Annotated in this window: 17 protein-coding genes, 1 tRNA gene and 1 riboswitch; of the genes, 11 read left to right on the top strand and 7 right to left on the bottom strand. The window is 41.5% G+C overall.

What is annotated here, in order from left to right; all coding sequences use genetic code 11:
- Nucleotides 1–103 precede the first annotated feature (103 nt).
- Nucleotides 104–188: transfer RNA gene (locus A923_RS0114335), tRNA-Tyr, on the bottom strand.
- Between the two features lie 160 nt (nucleotides 189–348).
- Here A923_RS0114335 and A923_RS0114330 point away from each other — a divergent pair.
- The 8 genes from A923_RS0114330 to guaD all read left to right on the top strand — a co-directional run bounded on the left by A923_RS0114330 (nucleotide 349) and on the right by guaD (nucleotide 10410).
- Nucleotides 349–870, top strand: a complete 522-nt coding sequence (locus A923_RS0114330) for a VC2046/SO_2500 family protein (protein ID WP_337454751.1) — start codon at nucleotides 349–351, stop codon at nucleotides 868–870.
- A gap of 103 nt (nucleotides 871–973) precedes the next feature.
- A riboswitch (Fluoride riboswitch) is annotated at nucleotides 974–1040 on the top strand.
- A gap of 123 nt (nucleotides 1041–1163) precedes the next feature.
- Nucleotides 1164–1856: an iron-sulfur cluster assembly scaffold protein gene (locus tag A923_RS0114325; protein WP_017222368.1), complete on the top strand. Its 693-nt coding sequence runs from the start codon at nucleotides 1164–1166 to the stop codon at nucleotides 1854–1856.
- A 15-nt stretch (nucleotides 1857–1871) separates the two neighbouring features.
- Entirely contained in the window at nucleotides 1872–2906 is a 1035-nt protein-coding gene (locus tag A923_RS0114320; protein ID WP_017222367.1) for a GGGtGRT protein, read from the top strand.
- Nucleotides 2907–3172: 266 nt separating this feature from the next.
- Nucleotides 3173–3901 carry a GntR family transcriptional regulator gene (locus A923_RS0114315; RefSeq protein ID WP_017222366.1) on the top strand — a complete coding sequence of 243 codons (729 nt, stop codon included), beginning with the start codon at nucleotides 3173–3175 and terminating at the stop codon, nucleotides 3899–3901.
- A 356-nt stretch (nucleotides 3902–4257) separates the two neighbouring features.
- The gene (gene xdhA / locus A923_RS0114310) at nucleotides 4258–5703 is read left to right on the top strand and encodes a xanthine dehydrogenase small subunit (RefSeq protein ID WP_192810691.1); all 1446 of its coding nucleotides are present in this window, start codon (nucleotides 4258–4260) and stop codon (nucleotides 5701–5703) included.
- Entirely contained in the window at nucleotides 5696–8125 is a 2430-nt protein-coding gene (xdhB, locus tag A923_RS0114305; protein WP_017222364.1) for a xanthine dehydrogenase molybdopterin binding subunit, read from the top strand. The genes xdhA and xdhB overlap by 8 nt, the downstream gene beginning before the upstream one ends.
- A 46-nt stretch (nucleotides 8126–8171) precedes the next feature.
- Nucleotides 8172–9011: a xanthine dehydrogenase accessory protein XdhC gene (gene xdhC / locus A923_RS0114300; RefSeq protein ID WP_017222363.1), complete on the top strand. Its 840-nt coding sequence runs from the start codon at nucleotides 8172–8174 to the stop codon at nucleotides 9009–9011.
- 91 nt (nucleotides 9012–9102) lie between these two features.
- On the top strand, nucleotides 9103–10410 hold the full coding sequence (guaD, locus tag A923_RS0114295; protein WP_017222362.1) for a guanine deaminase: 1308 nt from the start codon (nucleotides 9103–9105) through the stop codon (nucleotides 10408–10410).
- A 97-nt stretch (nucleotides 10411–10507) separates the two neighbouring features.
- Here guaD and A923_RS0114290 read toward each other — a convergent pair whose 3' ends face one another.
- On the bottom strand, nucleotides 10508–11671 hold the full coding sequence (locus A923_RS0114290; RefSeq protein ID WP_017222361.1) for a glycosyltransferase family 4 protein: 1164 nt from the start codon (nucleotides 11669–11671) through the stop codon (nucleotides 10508–10510).
- Nucleotides 11672–11905: 234 nt separating this feature from the next.
- Here A923_RS0114290 and A923_RS0114285 point away from each other — a divergent pair, with 234 nt between their 5' ends.
- The gene (locus A923_RS0114285; protein WP_017222360.1) at nucleotides 11906–12838 is read left to right on the top strand and encodes a glycosyltransferase family 2 protein; all 933 of its coding nucleotides are present in this window, start codon (nucleotides 11906–11908) and stop codon (nucleotides 12836–12838) included.
- 3 nt (nucleotides 12839–12841) lie between these two features.
- On the opposite strand, the gene A923_RS0114280 is transcribed toward A923_RS0114285, so the two are convergent.
- The 3 genes from A923_RS0114280 to A923_RS0114270 form a co-directional block, all read right to left on the bottom strand.
- A complete protein-coding gene (locus A923_RS0114280; protein WP_017222359.1) occupies nucleotides 12842–13480 on the bottom strand; it encodes a TetR/AcrR family transcriptional regulator in 639 nt (212 codons plus the stop codon).
- 146 nt (nucleotides 13481–13626) lie between these two features.
- Nucleotides 13627–14367 carry a type IV pilus assembly protein FimV gene (locus tag A923_RS0114275; RefSeq protein ID WP_237716221.1) on the bottom strand — a complete coding sequence of 247 codons (741 nt, stop codon included), beginning with the start codon at nucleotides 14365–14367 and terminating at the stop codon, nucleotides 13627–13629.
- 188 nt (nucleotides 14368–14555) lie between these two features.
- Nucleotides 14556–15452, bottom strand: coding sequence for a LysR substrate-binding domain-containing protein (locus A923_RS0114270; RefSeq protein ID WP_017222357.1), 897 nt, complete (start codon nucleotides 15450–15452; stop codon nucleotides 14556–14558).
- A gap of 97 nt (nucleotides 15453–15549) precedes the next feature.
- On the opposite strand from A923_RS0114270, the gene A923_RS22285 reads away from it, so the two are divergent.
- Entirely contained in the window at nucleotides 15550–16551 is a 1002-nt protein-coding gene (locus A923_RS22285; RefSeq protein ID WP_017222356.1) for a TDT family transporter, read from the top strand.
- A gap of 97 nt (nucleotides 16552–16648) precedes the next feature.
- Nucleotides 16649–17827, top strand: coding sequence for a cyclic di-GMP phosphodiesterase (locus tag A923_RS0114260; RefSeq protein WP_017222355.1), 1179 nt, complete (start codon nucleotides 16649–16651; stop codon nucleotides 17825–17827).
- A 91-nt stretch (nucleotides 17828–17918) separates the two neighbouring features.
- On the opposite strand, the gene A923_RS0114255 is transcribed toward A923_RS0114260, so the two are convergent.
- Entirely contained in the window at nucleotides 17919–18491 is a 573-nt protein-coding gene (locus tag A923_RS0114255; RefSeq protein WP_017222354.1) for an undecaprenyl-diphosphatase, read from the bottom strand.
- Nucleotides 18492–18612: 121 nt separating this feature from the next.
- A complete protein-coding gene (locus tag A923_RS0114250) occupies nucleotides 18613–19764 on the bottom strand; it encodes a urate hydroxylase PuuD (RefSeq protein WP_017222353.1) in 1152 nt (383 codons plus the stop codon).
- Nucleotides 19765–19796 lie beyond the last annotated feature (32 nt).

The raw sequence follows: 19796 nt of genomic DNA, 5'->3' as shown, positions 1-19796 counted from the left end.
CAAGTAATGCTTTTTTCATCTACTCGCAATGGTAGATGTTGTATTATGTCGACCTTTTGCTCATTTAAAATGAGTAAATGTAATCAACATAACTTAAATATTGTGGTGGAGGGAGAAGGATTCGAACCTTCGAAGGCTGAGCCGTCAGATTTACAGTCTGATCCCTTTGGCCACTCGGGAACCCCTCCACAAGTACGAAACGGATAATATCAGAAAATGTCTATATGTGAATAAAAACTTCAAATAAACAGCTAAATATTTTGAAAAACAGGCCGATAACTTACTAGTTGATTATTTCGCGGCAAAATTTGGTTGTTCTGCGCGCAATCTTGTTAAAGAGGTACCTTTATTTACGTTCAATCGATACGACAACATGCTTTAATTGATGAGTTGCAACTTGGCCAACAATTAAATAGATGTGCTTTAAATGGTGATAGAGCAAAATTTGCTTTGCTATTAAGTATGTTGTCATCTGACATTACTGATCAGAAACAAATCGAGATTAAGCAACCTGCCGTTGATACGTCAGCGTACGATGCTGCCCGTATGGTTCGGTTGAATGAATATGCAGTCACTAACAATATGGCTGCGATGCGTTTAGAAATCTGCTTCTCGCCAGAAATCGCTGTGAACGTCGGTGATATTAAATATGTGCCTGAATCTGTGGTGCAAAATAGTTCGCATTTGTTACAGCAAAAATTAGCCCATGATACGTTAATTAAGCCGACGCTGAATGAACTTGCTCAAGCCAATGAATTTAATGAAGATATAACATCTCCTTCTGATACTGTCTCAAGTACCGCTAACTTATTAGATGTATTAAACAGTTATGATACTAGCAAGCCATTGAAAATTAGAGAGTACAGTTAGTATGTATAGTTAAGGCTATATCGATGCTTATATAGGAACGGTTTAATATAAAAAACCGGTCTATAGTAATGCTTGCATCAAAAAGAGCTACGGCTCTAAAATAACCACATAAGGTGATGGGGTGCCACCTACTTAACCGCCAATCTCTGGCTGATGACTCCTATTAAATTTGAGAACAAGTGAATCTGTAAAATAACATCTAAGTCATAGATCTGCGTTATGCATACTATTAACTGAACTGTTATTTAACCTGTGATGATGCCTTGTTTTCCTAAATCTAATAGGATAATTGTATGCACTACTCTTCTGAAATCCAATCAATGTGCCCGATTCAACGCGGCGATCTCCATGCATCAGCACCCATTCCAATCGAAGGTCGAATGATCAATCCTAAAGAAGTGATTGCGATCTCTGGTTTAAGTCATGGTGTCGGTACCTGTGCGCCACAACAAGGGGCTGCAAAACTCACGCTTAATGTTAAAGAAGGCATTATCGAAGAAGCCTTAATTGAAACGATTGGCTGTTCTGGTATGACGCAATCAGCAGCAATGGCGGCTGAAATCATTACCGGGAAAACCATTCTTGAAGCGATGAATACTGATTTGGTCTGCGATGCAATCAATGTTGCAATGCGTGAAATATTCCTCCAATTTGCCTATGGTCGTACGCAATCTGCTTTTTCTGAAGGTGGGTTAGAAATTGGCGCGGCTTTAGAAGACCTAGGGCAAACTCAACGTAGTCAAGTTGGCACTAGCTATGGCACCAGTGCTAAAGGCGTTCGCTATATGGAGATTGCCGAAGGTTATGTCACTCAATTAGGTTTAGATGAAAATAATGAAGTGATTGGTTATGAATACGTCAACCTTGGGAAAATGATGAAAGCGGTTAGCAAGGGTTTTCAAGCTGATGAAGCAATGAAGTCTGCTACCGGGAAGTATGGTCGCTTTGACGATGCAGTTAAAACCATTAATCCACGTGAAGCTTAACCTGAGGGCACTACTATGACGAATCAAACTATTGCAAACCAGACTATTACAAATAAAACTGTTACAAACTCAGTGATGACAAACCAAATCACTGCAATACTAAATGAAATCAACCTGTTTTCAATTGATGAAGCTTATCAATATTGCCTGGCTAAAGGTATCGACTCTAAAGCGTTAGTTATGGAAACTCAGCCTATTGCATTCGATAGTGCCGCTGAAGCATATACCATAGGCACTGCATTAGCGCTATATCGCGAGGCGAGTTCTGCTGAAGAGGCCGCTAATATTATAGGTGAAGGGCTACAAGCATTTACGAAAGAGGGCAGTGTCGCTAAACAACGTAAAGTTGGGCTTGGGCATGGCGCACTTGCAGCGCGATTATTGAATGAGAAAAGCCAATGTTTTGCATTCCTTGCTGGGCATGAATCTTTCGCTGCCGCAGAGGGCGCGATAAAAATTGCGTTGAATGTGAATAAATCACGTCAAACACCGCTTAAAGTTATTCTAAATGGTTTGGGTAAAGATGCTGCTTATCTGATCTCGCGTATTAATGGCTTTACCTATGTCAGAACTCAATTTGATTATGATACTAATGAGCTAAAAGAAGTGAGCCGTCGTTCATTCGCAGCAGGCCCTCGTGGCGACATTCTGTGTTATGGCGCTGATGATGTGCGTGAAGGCGTTGCTATTATGCACGCTGCTGGTGTGGATGTGAGTATTACCGGTAATTCAACGAATCCAACTCGTTTTCAGCACCCTGTCGCTGGTATTTATAAATCAGAATGCATTCGCACTGGTCATGCTTACTTTTCTGTCGCCTCAGGTGGTGGTACGGGACGTACTTTACATCCAGATAATGTCGCGGCGGGTCCTGCATCGTATGGTATGACGGATACGATGGGACGTATGCATGCAGATGCACAATTTGCCGGTAGTTCGTCGGTGCCATCTCACGTTGCTATGATGGGGTTTATTGGTATGGGAAATAACCCGATGGTGGGCGCAACCGTTGCTTTAGCCGTTGAGGTTGATCAGTTACTCAACCGGTAATCGATACTAAATAGCTTTTTAAAATACAAACCGATGACTCTTAATCATCGGTTTTTTAATATCTAACACTCAGCATCGGACTATCTCTGTTCAAAAACATAAAGTCTGTTTATAAATTGTTTCAATTATTTTTAAGATGGGATACAAGATAAGGCTAGATTGTTACACAGCGTTAACATATTATGCCTTTATATAAATAATTTTTAGGTTATAGCGCGTACTTAATTGTATTGAGATAACTAAGTCGGTTAACAAGGGTGAAAATAATGTCTGATCTCAGTAGTTCTGTTGAAGCAGAAGGCAAGTCAGGCTCGATGCCTCAAGACGATATCGTCTATGCCCATATCTTTGATGCCATACTTGAACGTCGTCTACCGCCTGGTACTAAGTTAAATGAAGAAGCATTAGGTGATATTTTTAGTGTCAGTCGCACTATTATACGTCGCGCATTATTACGTTTATCGCACGAACAAGTTGTGGTCATCCGGCCTAATCGTGGTGCTGTTGTGGCATCGCCTTCTGTTGAAGAAGCAAAACAAGTTTTTATTGCCCGCCATACCTTAGAAGACGCCATTACTAAATTGGCTGTTGAGAATGCAACGACTAAACAGATCAATCATTTACGTAAGTTAATCGTCGCTGAAAATGTGGCTACTAAACAAGGTGATTTGGGTAAAGCTATCCGCTTATCAGGTGAGTTTCATTTAAAACTGGCTGAAATGTCGGGTAATGCGCCGTTATTTAACTTCCAGCGTAGCTTGGTATCATTAAGTTCGTTAATCATTGCCCAATATGAAGTGGCGACCAGTACCCATTGTGTATTGGACGAGCACAGTGGCTTACTTGATGCGATTGAAGCGAAAGACACCGAGCAGGCTTGTTTATTAATGCGCGAGCATTTGCAACACATCGAATCTAAATTAAATTTGGATGGTGAAACTGTGTCTAGCGATTTACATGTCGTGTTCTCTAATGTATTAAATAAAAAAAGTTAATGTGTTGGACAAAAAGTTATGATGCGTTAAACAGAAACAACGCATGTAATAATAAAAATTAAATACTGTTACTTTCCATCATATTGTATACACATAATGCCAAGTTCGCCGTGACTTGGCATTGTTTTTTCTACGACTCCAGCCTATTGCCTGCGCTAATCTTCACTATAATTGTATGTATAACCTTTGATTTATTGGATTAAGATGTGTCTCAATTGTTATTTTTATGTAACAATAAGTTGACTCTCGAGTCAGGTTTTAAATCTGAGAGCACTATTACTGAGTCAAAACACAGCTAATAACAACAAATAATAGCAATCAATGTCAATGTTATGGAACAACGCAGGAGGTACGACTTGATTAAGTTTCTACTTAACCAAAAGATGTGTCAGGTATCTGACCTTTCACCCAATACCACAGTCCTTAATTTTTTACGCCAACAAGAAGCGAAGAAAGGGACTAAAGAAGGTTGTGCATCAGGAGACTGCGGTGCTTGTACCGTTGTACTTGGTGATGTTGTCGATGGGCGGATCCGCTATACATCAGTGAATGCGTGTATTACGTTTATATCCGCGTTACATGGTAAGCAATTGATCACAGTCGAAGACCTTAAATCCAAAGACGGCACCTTACATCAAGTGCAGCAAGCACTTGTTGATTATAACGGTACCCAATGTGGTTATTGTACTCCTGGGTTTGTCATGTCGATGTTTGCGTTAAGCAAAAATACCCCGTCAGCCGATAAACAGGCCATCTTTGAAGCGCTAGCAGGTAACTTATGTCGTTGTACGGGTTATCGCTCTATCATAGATTCAGCAATGGCATTAGTAGAACAAGATCATATTGTTGATGCGTTTGAACGTTTAGAAACTGAAACCGTAGCCAAACTTAATACTATTGAGCGCAGCGGTACACAAATACTCTCAGGTAACGGCCAAACGGCTTATTCACCGGATAATGTTGCTGACTTAGCTGCATTATTGGTGAAACACCCCGATGCCCGTATTGTGGCCGGTGGTACTGATCTAGCCTTGGAAGTCACGCAATTCCACCGTCCTATCAATACCCTTATTGCAGTTGGTAACGTCGCCGAGATGAAAAATATCACGGTGACTGACCGTCATATCGAAATTGGTGCAGCAACAAGCCTCACCGACAGCTACAGCACGTTAGCGCAATACTTCCCTGATTTTGGTGAACTTTTACATCGCTTTGCATCACTGCAAGTACGTAATCAAGGTACGATTGGTGGCAACATCGGTAATGCATCGCCCATTGGTGATACACCGCCAGCGTTAATGGCACTGAATGCGCAAGTCGAATTACGTTGTGGTGATGCAGTGCGCGTGATGGATTTAGACGATTACTTTGTTGGTTACAAAGTAACAGCGCAACAAGCGGCTGAGTTTATTACTAAAATTATTATTCCATTGCCGACAGCAGAACAAATATTCCGTACTTACAAGTTATCTAAACGTCTTGATGATGATATTTCGGCAGTACTGGGCGCATTTAATATTACCTTGAAAGACAATGTCGTTACTGATATTCGCATTGCGTTTGGTGGGATGTCGGCGACGCCGATGCGCGCGCAACACGCTGAAAAAATATTATTGGGCGCAACCTGGGAATATCACAATGTAGCAGCAGCGATGCAGGCATTAGCGAAAGACTTTTCGCCATTGTCAGATTTTCGTGCCAGTAAAGAATACCGTTCATTAACAGCGAAGAATTTACTGAAGAAATTTTATTTAGAATTGCAAAATACAACAATTGAAACGCGGGTAACGTCTTATGTCTAATCACAATAAAGTACAATTATCACAGCAGCAATTGTTAGCACAAGCTAATGGTTCGATCAAAACCGGTGTTGGTAAAAATGTAAAACACGACAGTGCTGGTATTCAGGTAACAGGCGAAGCTGTTTATGTCGATGATCGCCTAGAATACCCAAATCAATTGCACGTGTATGTGCGCATGAGCGATGTGGCGCATGCCAATATTATTAAGATCGACCTAACACCTTGTTATGAATTTGACGGTGTTGAATTAGCTATCCAAGCGAAAGATGTGCCGGGCGAATTAGATATCGGTGCCATTTTACCGGGCGATCCATTATTAGCTGATGGCAAAGTGGAATACCTTGGACAAGCGGTTATTGCGGTTGCGGCAAGTTCGATGGAAATAGCTCGCCAAGCAGCGCAAGCGGCCATCATTGAATATGAAGAGCTGCCAGCCATTTTATGTGTGGAAGAAGCATTGGCTAAAAAGAGTTTTGTGACCGAATCACACCAACAAAAACGCGGTAACTCAGCTGCTGCATTGTCAGCAGCTAAGCATATTTTAGAAGGCAGTATCCATATAGGTGGTCAGGAGCATTTCTATTTAGAAACGCAAGCCGCGTCAGTGATGCCAACCGAAGATGGTGGCATGATTGTTTATGCTTCAACCCAGAATCCAACCGAAGTGCAAAAGCTGGTGGCGGAAGTGATTGGCGTACCTATGCATAAAGTCGTTATTGATATGCGTCGTATGGGTGGTGGTTTTGGTGGTAAAGAAACCCAAGCAGCAGGACCAGCCTGTCTCTGTGCGGTATTTGCCAAACTAACAGGACGACCAACTAAGATCCGTTTACCCCGTGTTGAAGACATGATGATGACAGGCAAGCGTCACCCGTTCTTTAATCAATATAAAGTTGGCTTTAATGACGATGGCCAAATTAATGGCATTGATATTATCGTGGCAAGTAACTGTGGTTATTCACCGGATCTTTCTAGCTCTATTACGGATCGTGCCATGTTCCATTCTGACAACGCTTACTATTTAGGTGATGCAACGATTACTGGTCATCGTTGTAAAACCAATACCGCATCAAACACTGCATTCCGTGGTTTTGGTGGCCCGCAAGGCATGATGACCATTGAACACATTATGGATGAGATCGCCGGTAAGTTAGGTAAAGATCCACTCGATGTGCGTAAAGTGAATTTTTACGGTATCGAAGACAGAAACGTCACGCATTACTATCAGAAAGTAGAAGATAACTTTATTCATGACTTGGTGGCTGATCTTGAAGTGAGTAGTGAGTATGCACAACGTCGTAAATCGATTGATGAATACAATAAAACCAGCCCGATTTTGAAAAAGGGTATCTCGCTAACACCGGTTAAGTTTGGTATTTCGTTTACAGCGACATTCTTGAACCAAGCGGGGGCATTACTGCACGTTTACACGGATGGCAGCATGCAGTTAAGTCATGGTGGCACCGAAATGGGCCAAGGGCTTAATACCAAAGTGGCGCAGATTGTCGCGCAAGAATTCCAAGTGGATATTGAAAATATTCAAATCACCTCGGCGAATACCGGTAAAGTACCGAATACTTCACCAACAGCGGCCTCGTCAGGTACTGACTTAAACGGTAAAGCGGCACAAAATGCAGCGCGTACGATTAAGCAGCGTTTGATTGATTTCTGTGTGGCGCATTTTAGCGTGACAGACGAAGAAGTTACCTTCAGTAATAATACCGTGACCATTCGTGAACAGATCATGACGTTTAGCGATTTGATCCAACTGGCTTACTTTAACCAGATCTCGCTATCGAGTACTGGCTTTTATAAAACGCCGAAGATCTATTATGATCATGCCACCGCGAAAGGGCGTCCATTCTATTACTTTGCTTATGGTGCATCTTGTTCTGAAGTATTAATTGATACCTTAACAGGTGAGTACAAAACGCTGCGTGTCGATATTCTCCATGATGTTGGCGCGTCACTTAATCCTGATATTGATATAGGCCAAATTGAAGGTGGCTTTATTCAAGGTATGGGTTGGTTAACCACTGAAGAATTAGTCTGGAATGACAAAGGTAAGTTAGCCACTAATGGCCCTATGGGTTACAAGATTCCAGCCATTGCTGATACACCAATAGATTTTAGAACCCATTTAGTTGAAAACCGCAGTAACCCCGAGCAGACGGTTTATAACTCCAAAGCCGTGGGTGAACCACCGTTTATGTTGAGTATGTCAGTGTGGAGTGCATTGCGTGATGCCGCCGCGAGTGTCGCAGACCATCAATATATGCCACATCTAGATACACCAGCCACACCAGAACGCGTGCTGTGGGCAGTACAAGACGCCGAAGACTATTTATATGCCCACAATCAGGCCGATAAGGTAAAAGACGCACTCGTTAGTGAATCAAAAGTAACGACTGTTACCGCTTAGGTTTAAACGTGTAATGGTGTCACTAAGCTGTTTAGTAAGGAGATTGATGATGTTTGAAGACAATTGGATTGACCCACTTGCGGCGCTAAAGCAGCGCGGTGAAGCATGCATCATGGTAACGGTGCTTGAGCATCACGGTTCAACACCGCGAGATTCAGGCACCAAAATGTTGGTCACGCAAGATAAGCTCTATGCCACGATTGGCGGCGGTCATTTAGAACACTTAGCCACTAAAATGGCGCGCGAGATGTTAGTGGATGCTAAAGAATCACTGGTCGTCGAACGCTTTGATTTAGGTGCGCGCTTAGGGCAATGTTGCGGTGGCAGTGCAACTTTGATGTTTGAACCGATTGGCCAGTCATTACAGCACTTAGCCGTATTTGGTGCTGGACATGTGGCGAAAGCGTTATTGCATGTTGTTGCAACTCTACCATTTCGTGTGACTTGGATTGATGAGCGCGAAGAGCAATTCCCGGCGCAATTGCCCGACAATGTCACCAAGCTACTGAGTGATGATCCGGTTGGCGATGTGCGCGATATGCCAGCAGGCAGTTACTACCTAGTGATGACGCATAATCATCAGCTGGATTTTGATTTAGCCAAAGCGATTTTAAAACGCGGTGACGCCAAATATTTTGGCCTGATAGGTTCGCAGACCAAGAAAAAGCGTTTTCAGTATCGACTGCGTGCACGTGATTTTACTGATACCCAGATTAACCAAATGATTTGCCCGATTGGCATTAGTGCTGTGGTGGGTAAACATCCTGCCGAGATTGCCATTTCAGTGGCGGGTGAGTTAATTGCCATTTATCAAGGCAGAGCGTTAGAAAACAAACAAAAACCTAATCTAGTGCAAGTAAATAGCGACATAGCTAAGTTAGCCTAGTCATCGACAGTGTATAATTATAGACACGCTATCACCAGAGTATTAGGATAGCGCGAGATTTGATGCAGCAGCATAATGAAGGAAGTTTTAAATGAGTACAATTCGAACAGCATACCGATCAGCAATATTACATAGCTTGGGTGATCCCGATAAAGTCGGTATGGAAAATTCGTATGAATATTTCGCTGATGGTGCCCTGATTATTGAAAATGGTATCGTGCAAGCAATCGGTAACGCCGATGAGATCCTGGCTAATGAAAGCAGCGATATCGATGTTAAAGTCTATGAAAACAAGATCATCACATCGGGTTTCATTGATACCCATGTGCATTACCCACAGACGGGTATGATCGCGTCATATGGCGAGCAATTACTGGATTGGTTAAATAACTATACCTTCCCTGCAGAAGGTAAATTTGATGATCCAGCGCATGCGACAAAAGTGGCCGAGATCTTCTTACAAGAATTAATGAGTAACGGTACGACGACAGCGTTAGTATTCGGCACTGTGCATAAAGAATCGGTTGATAGCTTCTTCACTCAAGCGGAATTACGTAACTTACGTATTATTTGCGGTAAAGTGATGATGGATCGTAACGCGCCTGATTTCTTAACCGATACCATTGAAACGTGTTACGAAGACAGTAAAGAATTAATCGAACGCTGGCACCACAAAGGCCGCTTACATTATGCGGTAACCCCTCGTTTTGCACCGACAAGTACGCCCGAACAACTTGATGTAGCGGCGCGTTTGTTAAGTGAATATCCAGATCTCTATATGCACACGCATTTATCAGAAAACTTAAAAGAAATTGAGTGGGTTAAAGAGTTATTCCCTGAGCGCACTAACTACCTTGATGTATACGATCATCACGGTCTGTTAAGTGAACGTTCGGTATTTGCACATGGTATTCATTTGTGTGATAGCGAATGTCAGCGTTTGGCTGATACGGGTTCTGCAGTGGCTTTCTGTCCTACTTCAAACCTATTCTTAGGTTCGGGTCTGCTCGATTTACCGCGTTTAGAAAAATTCGGTGTGAATGTTGGCATGGGTACGGATGTAGGCGCGGGTACTTGTTTCTCATTATTATCAACGATGAATGAAGCGTATAAAGTAATGCAGTTGCAAGGACAGGCGCTAAGCCCGTTTAAATCACTTTATCTAGCAACGTTAGGCGGTGCAAATGCATTACGCTTAGCAGACAAAATTGGTAATTTAGCAGTAGGCAAAGAAGCTGATTTCGTAGTATTGGATTTAGCCGCAACGCCGTTGCTTAAATTCCGCATGGATAACTCAACGTCGTTAGAAGAAACCTTGTTTGCATTAATGCTGATGGGTGATGATCGCGTTGTGTGTGAAACTTATGTGTATGGTGAAAATCGTTACAGCAGCTTGTAACATTTAAGCTGATGATAACGGAGTAAACTGACGAGTTTACTCCGTTAGTTATTTGCTATCGCTAATCTTTCTTCTATTTTATTTCTTCTTTCCAGATTTAACTAGCACAAGCCTCAATCCAATTTGATAGGCTCTTCGCCTGATTTAAAGCATCAAAATTATTTTCTACATTTAAACGAGCTAAACGTCTCATATCTTCGTGTTTTTCTGGTGAGTAATTGATAAATTCAGTGATTGCCTGACTCAGCGATTGGCTATTTTTTTGTTTTACGATCAAGCCTGTTCCTGGCGCGACTATCTCTTTGCAACCCATTAAATCGGTGGTGATCACCGGTACGCCGACAGCCATGGCTTCTTTCAATACTAAAGGACCGGTATCGACACAACCTGAATGTGATACGCAAAATGGGGCAACGAGACAATCAAAAGTGGCAAGATTACGGCTGACCCAATGGGGTGATTTAGACCCGTGGAAGCGAACAAATTTCGATAACCCCAATTTATATACTTGCTGTTGTAAGTTTGTGCGCAGTTCGCCATCACCAATAATATCTAAGGTAACTAAATGGGGTTTATTTAATTCAGCGAGACTTTGGAGCAAGTAATTAAGTCCTTTCTGTTCCACTAACCGGCCTAAGAATACCAGTTTAATAGGTGTGCCACCTTGGTTTTTTTCGGCTGATAAAGCAGGTGGTTTAAATTGATTTGTTTTAACCCCGCAGTGCAATAACCTTATCTTATCGTCGTTTATCTTCTTTAAATCATTCTCCATATCTTTGCATACAGCGATAACAAAGTTGCTGTTATTTACCTTTAAATCGACATCAAAGGGTGTTTCATATAGATCATGACCATGGGCAACAAAGGAGTTACTGATCCCCATCATCTTCGCGGCGGCAATCGCGTGTGTGCAGGTATGCTGAGCAAAGTGAGCATGGACATGATTAATCTCTTCTTTACGCATTTGTAGTGCGAGTTGTAGGCTGTATTTAAAGAGGGATAATTTGGGCATGGATTGTTGCTTAGTAATGAAATGTAACGCTTTCAGCATACCTGTTGGACTAAGTGTACGAATTAACGAAAAATCTGCTTTCTCCCCAATGGTATGGGTATCATAATCAAACTCACTGCAGTCATTATGTTTGGTAAATGTCATGACACAAACCGGATGGCCGCAGGCTTTTACTGAATCTACCTCGGTGCGGATGAATGTTTCACTTAGTACTGGATACGTCGGTGCTACAAATGCCACTTTTTTCATTCTAAGGTCCTCTATGTATTCGTTTGTCCATAAATATTTATTTTTATGGCGGTCAATTTGGTATTTGAATGCGCATAATGTTGCCGATATTACATCCAAAAACATATTTATTAGCTAGGCTTAGCAGCATAGTTAAAATAAAAATGAAGCCTTTGATAAATAATAGTATATCTAAAAGATATTGTTTTTAAGATGTGAAAAACAAGTGTCGGTAGGTCACATAAGGATGGTGTTATGGTGTATATAGTTTCTGTGATTATTCCAAGTTATAATTGTTTAGCTTATTTGCCAAAAGCGATAGCGAGTATTTTGCAGCAAGACCGAAGTGATGTAGAAATCATTATAGTTAATGATAATAGCACGGATGGAACGGCTGAATACTTGGAGACTTTAAGTCAGCAACATGTTTGCGTTAAGGTTATTACTACTACAGGGGTTGGTGCTGCAGGTGCGCGTAATATCGCGATAGAACAAGCTGCTGGCGAGTACATCGCTTTTTTAGATGCGGATGATTATTGGTATCCAGAAAAATTAACGACGCAACTGGCCTTACATAAGTCGAATCCGGATGTCGCGATGTCATTTACTAATTATGATCATGTGAATGAACAATATCAGTATATTGTTGATTGCTTCGGTTATTGGAATCAATTTGCCGAGGTGACGACACCGAGCCATTATATCAAGCAACCTTTAGCCCAAGTACTGGCTCACAATGTGGTGGGCACATCAACGGTAATGGTAAAAGCGTCTGTTTTTAAGACGGTGGGATTATTTGATGTCGATATGAGTTATTGCGAAGATTGGCAGTTATGGCTAAAAATTTGTGAGCACTTTGAAGTGGCGGCCTTAACAAAAAGTTATACCGGTTATCTTATGCGTAGTGATTCTATAACCCAAACTGATAGTAAGCGTTTACAACACCTTAAGTGTATTGAGCAGATAATTAGGGGTTATAAACAGCGTGATCTTGGATTGAGCAAACATACGTTTGCTTTGGCTGATGCTAAATTAAAGGAAGGCTATGCCGACTATTACCGTACACAAAGGAAGTTTATGAATGCGTTGTGTTATGAGGGTTATGCGTTTTTGCTTAACCCTCAAATTCGGCGTATTAAAAATGGCTTAGGGGATATCAAAAAATTAATCTTAAGTCCGATTAGCTAAGCTTTAAACCGCTGCTGGTGTAGTACTGCTATCACAAGAGCGTACGTTACAGCCTTTTAACACCAGTTGGCTGATGAGGTGTGCCGCGTCATCATAATCACTCGCAGCCAGCGATGTTTTACCCATGACGGCATTAATCTGCCAGCTAAAGTCGGCATAAGTTTGCGTTGAAGACCAGATCATAAATAACAGATGGTGTGGTGATACGTTATCCATCTGACCAGCGTCAATCCATTGGGTAAATTTATTGAGTAGAAAGGTACTCTGATTCATTAAACGTTGGCGTATTTCGGGAGATAATAATGGCGAACCGCGCATGATCTCATTCGCGAACACTTTCGATGCATAAGGGTAATCTCGTGAGATGATTAGCTTAGTCTTGATGTATTCGGTTAAGGCGATAGCAGGGTTATCAATCGTCTCGATAGGATGAGTTGCGCTGAGTAATGGTTCAATGATCGTTTCCAATACAGCGGAATATAATGTCTCTTTATTACCAAAATAATAATAGACGTTGGCCTTTGGTACACCGGCAAGTTTCGCGATATCAATGGTTTTGGTTGCTGCGTAACCTTCACTGGCAAACACTTGACTGGCAGCTTTTAAAATCTTTCCTTCGTTTTTCTTCCGTATGGTAGACATACTTATCTTTATCCCTTCGCAGTGATTGATATCAAAGATGTCAGTATACTTTATCCTGAAATTTCCAGCTAGGTTGGTGTTGTATTCAGGCGTAATAATTTAATGAACTATTACCAAAGGAATTGCGATTGCAGATCCTTATTTAACTAAAATTTAGGACTGAAAGTATAATTTTTGATGATGTGCTCGTATTTTACGTGTAAATCTTGAAGTTGTAGCAGTAAGTTTTGATTTCTTAAGGCGAGTTGTTGTTGATTGTGGTTGAGTTCGGCTACGCTTTCCTGACTTACACTTAGTTGTTGTTCTAGTAGGTTAATTTGTTGCAATAACGATACTTGTTCGTGGATCACGGTTTGTTGAGTTTGCTGTATCTGGGCTTGTAACTTGGCCTGTTTTTGTTGTTGGCTTAATGTGTTCGGGACGATGACACGAATAGGCACTTGCGGAAAAAACGGTGCGACTGCTGCAGTCGATTTAAGTTGTAAGGTTGCATTATACTCAAGCAGTTGAATTTTTTGGTCATTGAACTGGGTGCGTTGTTTGGCAATACTAGGATCACCTACTGTATAATGATTATCTTGATAATTCGGTAGTATGAGCACGCTTTTGGCTTTTAATTTATTTTTATTGTTGTTAATAAACGCTTGTGGATTAAGCTGTAAAATCATATTCATGTATTTTTTACGCGACATATTCGTCGGTGCATGCTGTCTGGCTATCGAAGACAGCGTTTCTCCTGAACGTACCGTACCATGCCGTAATTTGCTACTCACCCCGACGGTTAGTTGATTGACAATTATATCTTGTGAGGGTGTTTCTGGTATCGAGTGCAGAGGCGAGTCATGAGCATGTACTTGGCTAACCGCCATGGCTGTCATTATCACCATACCGAGTCTTCGCCCTAGCCCGAACCGAAACGGGGGATGAAATATGCGTCCATTCAACATTTAATTACCTTAATTATCAGTCTACATTACTACTAATACTAGTGTATTTTTTTACTTGTTGGTGATGATTAAGGCAGTGGAGGTATTAATGCCGAACTATTTCAAGACTGAGCTATTTCAAGACTGAGCTATTTCAAGACCGAGCTATCCCATTGTTGGCTAAAGTCGATAAACGCAGTGATTAATTCACTTTTGTACTTTTGCTTATGCATAATAATTTTGTACTGTCGTTCCAATTTATTCGCGAGCGGTAATATCCGTACACGGCCATTGTCTAAAGCGTGTATCGCACTAAATTTAGACACACAAGCAATCCCTAATCCTGCCGCCACAAAATTTAACTGTGCTTCGATAGAATTGAGTTCATAGGCCAGTTGCCAGTGAGAAACCAAGGGGGCTATGTGACTTTTAAAGAAGGCGCGGCTGCCAGAGCCTGACTCACGTAATACCCACGCCGTATCGGTTAAATCAGCCAACGTTAAGTCGGTGCTTTCGAGTAGCGGATGATCTGCGGCAACAATGATGCACATTTCATCTGTGATCCAGGGTGTTGTTTCTATATCATTGTGGTTTACGTCACCTTCGATAATGCCGATATCCAGTTGATAGTGTAATATCATTTCTGCAATGGTGGTGCTATTACTGATGTGTAGTGTTTGCTGGGTGTGCGCGGTCTGTTGTCGAAATTGGGCCAGTAACCAAGGGCAGAGCTGATTACCGATAGTTTCGCTTGCACCAATCGCGAGTTCACCGATTAGCTGCCCAGACTGCTGAAACAGCGTATCAATACTGGCTGCTCGGTGCAGTAATTCATCGGCAATCGGCAATAAACGTTGACCGTGTGGATTGAGGTGTAAGCGGTTATTGGTACGATCAAACAGCCGTTGGCCTAATTGATTTTCGAGTTCGCTGAGCGCCATGCTTACTGCTGCTTTGGTGAGAAATAAGCTTTTTGCAGCGTGGGTAATGCTCTGCTGTTGACTGACTGCAACAAAGACACGTAATTGTTTTAACGATAGATTCATACTTGTTCAACTTATTTTAACTCAATGTTAAAAAGATACAGATTTAATTAACTAAAAGCTAGGGTTATAATAGCTTCATCAACAAGTGAGGTGCATTATGTTAAACCAAATTAAAATTAACTTTAAATTATTACCAACGCCAGTAGCAGGTCTTGCCTTAGGTATTTCATCACTGGGTGCGCTGTGGGAGTCGATATATGGCTTCAGTGGTTATGTGCAGAATACGACATCAACGATTGCTGGGGTGATCTTACTCACTTTGTTATTACGCTTTATCATTCACCCACAAACACTTTGGAATGACCTTTCTCATCATGTTGTTGGTAGTGTTGTACCGACATTTGCTATGGCAACGATGGTGGTATCAAGTTCGCTAACGGCTATTTACCCTGCCACAGCTTCATTCATATGGCTAGCGGCAATTGTGTTACATGTCGTATTTTTGGTCATGTTTCTTTACCACCGTTGCCAAGATATGCAACTACAGCATATGGTACCAAGCTGGTTTGTGCCACCAATCGGTTTAATTGTTGCTGTATTTACTTGTCCACAACCTGAGTTATTCAAACCGATTTGTTATGCCATTTTAGTCTTCGGTATTGTTAATTATGCGGTGTTATTACCTGTGATGATTAACCGTCTTATTTTTGGTGAAAAAATCCCTGCGAGTGCGAAACCTTCAATTGCGATATTAGCGGCGCCAGCAAGCTTATGTTTAACCGGTTACTTGGCTTTTATGACCCAACCATCACCGGTAATCGTCGCAGTATTATTAGGCATTGCACTATTGATGACCGTGGTTATTTATATGGCGCTGTTACACTTATCCCGCTTAGATTTTAACCCTGGTTTTGCAGCGTTTACCTTTCCGTTAGTGATCAGTGCTAAAGCCTTGTATAGCACTGGTGATTGGTTTGCCAGTATCGGTATTGCTGAACAATATATTTCACAGTTGCATGTGGTGGCTTTGTTTGAATTGTGGGGCGCAACGGCTGTCGTTACTTGGGTGAGTATTGGTTACATAAAATACTTAGTCAAAAAACTACAAAACATGCACTTAGCGCACAAAATAGAAGCTAAAGTATTTATAAAAAATTAATAAAAACAGGGGGGTAGGGATTAGGTATATTTACTCGGTATATGGTGATAAAGTAACATTTCTAACACTATTATTATTTTTTGAGTCACTGATTATTATGCTTATAGAACAAGATATTGCCGATGTTTCTGCGGGTACTTACATTGAAAAAATCACCGTGCAAACTGGCAGTTTTAGGCTGACAACATCAGAATGGATTAAAAATGATGTAGTGCTTAATAAGTTAATTGAACTCGGCATTAAACGCGTATTAGTGGATACCGAAAAGTTTGATGCCAAAATGGCAGCGGATGCTGCGGCCTTAAGGTCTGGCTCATTTGGGCGTAAACAAGAGTTCAATGTGAAGATGATCGAAGCTAAAGCGCTTATTTCAACGTCTAAAGATGTGCAGAGAAAGCTATTCCAGCATATTGAAGAAGGTACACAGATAGATCTTTGTTCAGTAAAAAGTCTTACCACTGAGTTAATAGATACTTTGTTTACCGATTCTGACGCGCTGATGTGTGCGATCAATATCCGTAAAAAAGATGAATATTTGTTAGAACATTCTTTTGCGGTATCTATGCTGATGGCGTTATTTTCTCGTTATCTTGGTATTGAAAAAACCATCATCAGAGAACTGGCAATTGGTGCTTTTTTACATGATATAGGCAAAATTCGCACGCCAGATAAAATCCTCAACAAGCCGGGTAAATTAACCGCTGATGAATTTGGCGTTATGAAGTTACACGTCAATCACTCTATCGATATTATTAAATCGATTCCGGGTATTTCTAAAATAAGCTTAGATGTTGCTGGTTTACACCATGAAAAGTTAAACGGTGAAGGTTATCCCTACGGCTTATCTGGACAGCAAATTTCGCGTTATGGGCGCATGCTTACTATTTGCGACATCTACGATGCTTTAACGGCAAATCGTTGTTATAAAGAAGGCTCTACTCAGTTAAAAGCATTTGGTATTTTACGTAGCTTAGGCCAAGCCGGACAATTAGATTTAAGTTTGGTTAATGGCTTTATCAAATGTATGGGCGTTTACCCTGTCGGTTCACTGGTTAAATTGAATTCTAATCGTTTGGCGATTGTTGAAGGTTATAATCAAGCGGATCCTATTCGCCCAAAAGTGAATTCGTTTTACAGTTTAGATAAGTGCGATTTTGAACATTCTAATCAGATTGACTTGTCTGTGGTTGATGATGGTATCGCGCAGTCGGTAAGAGCGGATGATTTTAACTTAGACATGGAAGAGATCATGCGCTTCTTAGTTAGCGAAGCCTAATACCAGAAAATAGTACCAGCAACAGCTAATGTGCTGCTGGTGCGGAACATTTATTCAATCCCTATCATATGACGAACTCCACGGCTCGTACCTATAACAGTCGCTTGGTTAAGCGATCGCCGGTCGTAATAATTAGATTGTAAATACCTGCAAGTTTATATCGAACAGTGTGTACTAGCATTGCTGACATCATCCCCATGACTGATGCGGCTACAATATCGAAAGGATAATGTACGCCAATATATACCCGCGATAACCCACCTATAATAGCGAACACCGTTAATCCCAATGCTAATGTTTTTGTTGCTTGATGAAACAACAAGCTAAATGCGATACAAAACATAAATGTAGTGTGATCAGATGGGAATGATGAGTTTGGTGTATGGGCGACAAGTGTGGTGCCCAAATCGTTCATAAAAGGACGTGGGTGAAAGTAAACTTGAGCGATAAGCGAGTTGATCGCGATCCCCACAATAGATGCTAATGTTGCCCCAATAAGGTAACGTTTCGTTTGTTCGTCACTGCGAAACCATATGCCGATGACAAAGATGATAAAGAGGTAGGGCATTGCCTCGGCAAAGAACATGAAGATGTAATCCGCGACTTGATTTTGGCCAGCAAACTGGTTAATGGCTAAAAAGAGGTTATTGTTTAATTGTTCCATAGGAGGCTTTGTTGTTATTTTATATAGCACTAAGACCTTTATAATAGTGTTTTGTTCCATTAATTCTGTTAAATCTGAAAACCCCTACTCACAATTGATGAGTAGGGGTTTGTTTACTGTGTTATATTTTCGCACCTTGGTTGATCCAATTGATCAAGACTGTACGTTCGTCAGTGGTCATTTTTGTGATATTACCTTGTGGCATAACGCGGTTACGTACTGCCGATAATACCCGATCTGAGTTCAGTTTGATGTTTTCTGGCGTATCAAGATGCACCCCTGCCATTGGCGCTACACCATTGGTGGCATGACACACAGCGCAACGTTCAGCAACAATCGTTTGTACTTCACTAAAGGCCACTTGTGGCGCGCTATTATCCACTGTTGGTTTCGTGACATACGCTAACGTGATCATCGCGAAAGCAGCAAACGGTAAGGTCCAAGCGTATTTCTGATGCTGGTGGCGAGTGTTGAAGTAATGACGCACTAACACACTGATAATGGATACCGCTGCTAATATTAACCAGTTGTACTCACTGCCATAGGTACTTGGGAAGTGATTACTGATCATGATAAATAACACAGGTAATGTCAGGTAGTTATTATGGCGCGAACGCAATAATGCTTTGGCTGGATCTTTTGGATCCGGCGTTTCACCTTTCGATACTGCCGCGACCATTTTGCGTTGCCCTGGCATGATCACAAAGAATACGTTACCGACCATGATAGAGCCGATCATCGCGCCGACATGGATATAAGCAGCACGGCCAGTGAATACCAGTGACAATCCGTAAGCGACGGCAATGATCATCAACATTAATACCACGCCCATCAAGGCTGGTTTTTGTGCTAATGGCGATTCACATAATACATGATACACAATCCAACCAACCACAATCGTGGCGATACCAATCGCAATACCTTGCCATTCGACTAAGCCAGACTCTGGCGCGATTAACATGGCTTGCGCATTGAAATAATACACCACGGTGAGTAGTGATATACCACTAATGAACGTAGTATAGGCTTCCCATTTAAACCAATGTAATGTTTCAGGCATCTCTTTTGGCGCGAGTTTGTATTTTTCTAAATGATAAATACCACCACCATGAATAGCCCAAAGATCGCCGGCTAACCCTGTTTTTGGGTTAACGCGATTAAGGTGGTTTTCTAGCCATACAAAATAGAATGAGGCACCGATCCAAGCGATACCAACAATCATATGCATCCATCGAATCGCAAGATTCAGCCATTCCGTAATATGCGGATCCATAAATACTCCCTGTTATTATAGTGGCGTACAAG

Source organism: Moritella dasanensis ArB 0140 (genome assembly GCF_000276805.1).
Lineage (GTDB): Bacteria > Pseudomonadota > Gammaproteobacteria > Enterobacterales > Moritellaceae > Moritella > Moritella dasanensis.
The sequence above is the reverse complement of the archived record's forward strand: the minus strand, read 5'-3'. Positions and strand labels throughout refer to the sequence as shown.

Bases quoted from the DNA above. Each gene is read 5' to 3' on its own strand.
- A923_RS0114270 (WP_017222357.1), bottom strand. From the start codon at position 15,452: ATGAATCTATCGTTAAAACAATTACGTGTCTTTGTTGCAGTCAGTCAA.
- A923_RS0114255 (WP_017222354.1), bottom strand. From the start codon at position 18,491: ATGGAACAATTAAACAATAACCTCTTTTTAGCCATTAACCAGTTTGCT.
- A923_RS0114280 (WP_017222359.1), bottom strand. From the start codon at position 13,480: ATGTCTACCATACGGAAGAAAAACGAAGGAAAGATTTTAAAAGCTGCC.
- A923_RS0114320 (WP_017222367.1), top strand. From the start codon at position 1,872: ATGACGAATCAAACTATTGCAAACCAGACTATTACAAATAAAACTGTT.
- A923_RS0114260 (WP_017222355.1), top strand. From the start codon at position 16,649: ATGCTTATAGAACAAGATATTGCCGATGTTTCTGCGGGTACTTACATT.
- A923_RS0114250 (WP_017222353.1), bottom strand. From the start codon at position 19,764: ATGGATCCGCATATTACGGAATGGCTGAATCTTGCGATTCGATGGATG.
- A923_RS0114325 (WP_017222368.1), top strand. From the start codon at position 1,164: ATGCACTACTCTTCTGAAATCCAATCAATGTGCCCGATTCAACGCGGC.
- xdhC (WP_017222363.1), top strand. From the start codon at position 8,172: ATGATGTTTGAAGACAATTGGATTGACCCACTTGCGGCGCTAAAGCAG.
- guaD (WP_017222362.1), top strand. From the start codon at position 9,103: ATGAGTACAATTCGAACAGCATACCGATCAGCAATATTACATAGCTTG.
- A923_RS0114315 (WP_017222366.1), top strand. From the start codon at position 3,173: ATGTCTGATCTCAGTAGTTCTGTTGAAGCAGAAGGCAAGTCAGGCTCG.
- A923_RS0114275 (WP_237716221.1), bottom strand. From the start codon at position 14,367: ATGGTGATAATGACAGCCATGGCGGTTAGCCAAGTACATGCTCATGAC.
- A923_RS22285 (WP_017222356.1), top strand. From the start codon at position 15,550: ATGTTAAACCAAATTAAAATTAACTTTAAATTATTACCAACGCCAGTA.
- xdhB (WP_017222364.1), top strand. From the start codon at position 5,696: ATGTCTAATCACAATAAAGTACAATTATCACAGCAGCAATTGTTAGCA.
- A923_RS0114285 (WP_017222360.1), top strand. From the start codon at position 11,906: ATGGTGTATATAGTTTCTGTGATTATTCCAAGTTATAATTGTTTAGCT.
- A923_RS0114290 (WP_017222361.1), bottom strand. From the start codon at position 11,671: ATGAAAAAAGTGGCATTTGTAGCACCGACGTATCCAGTACTAAGTGAA.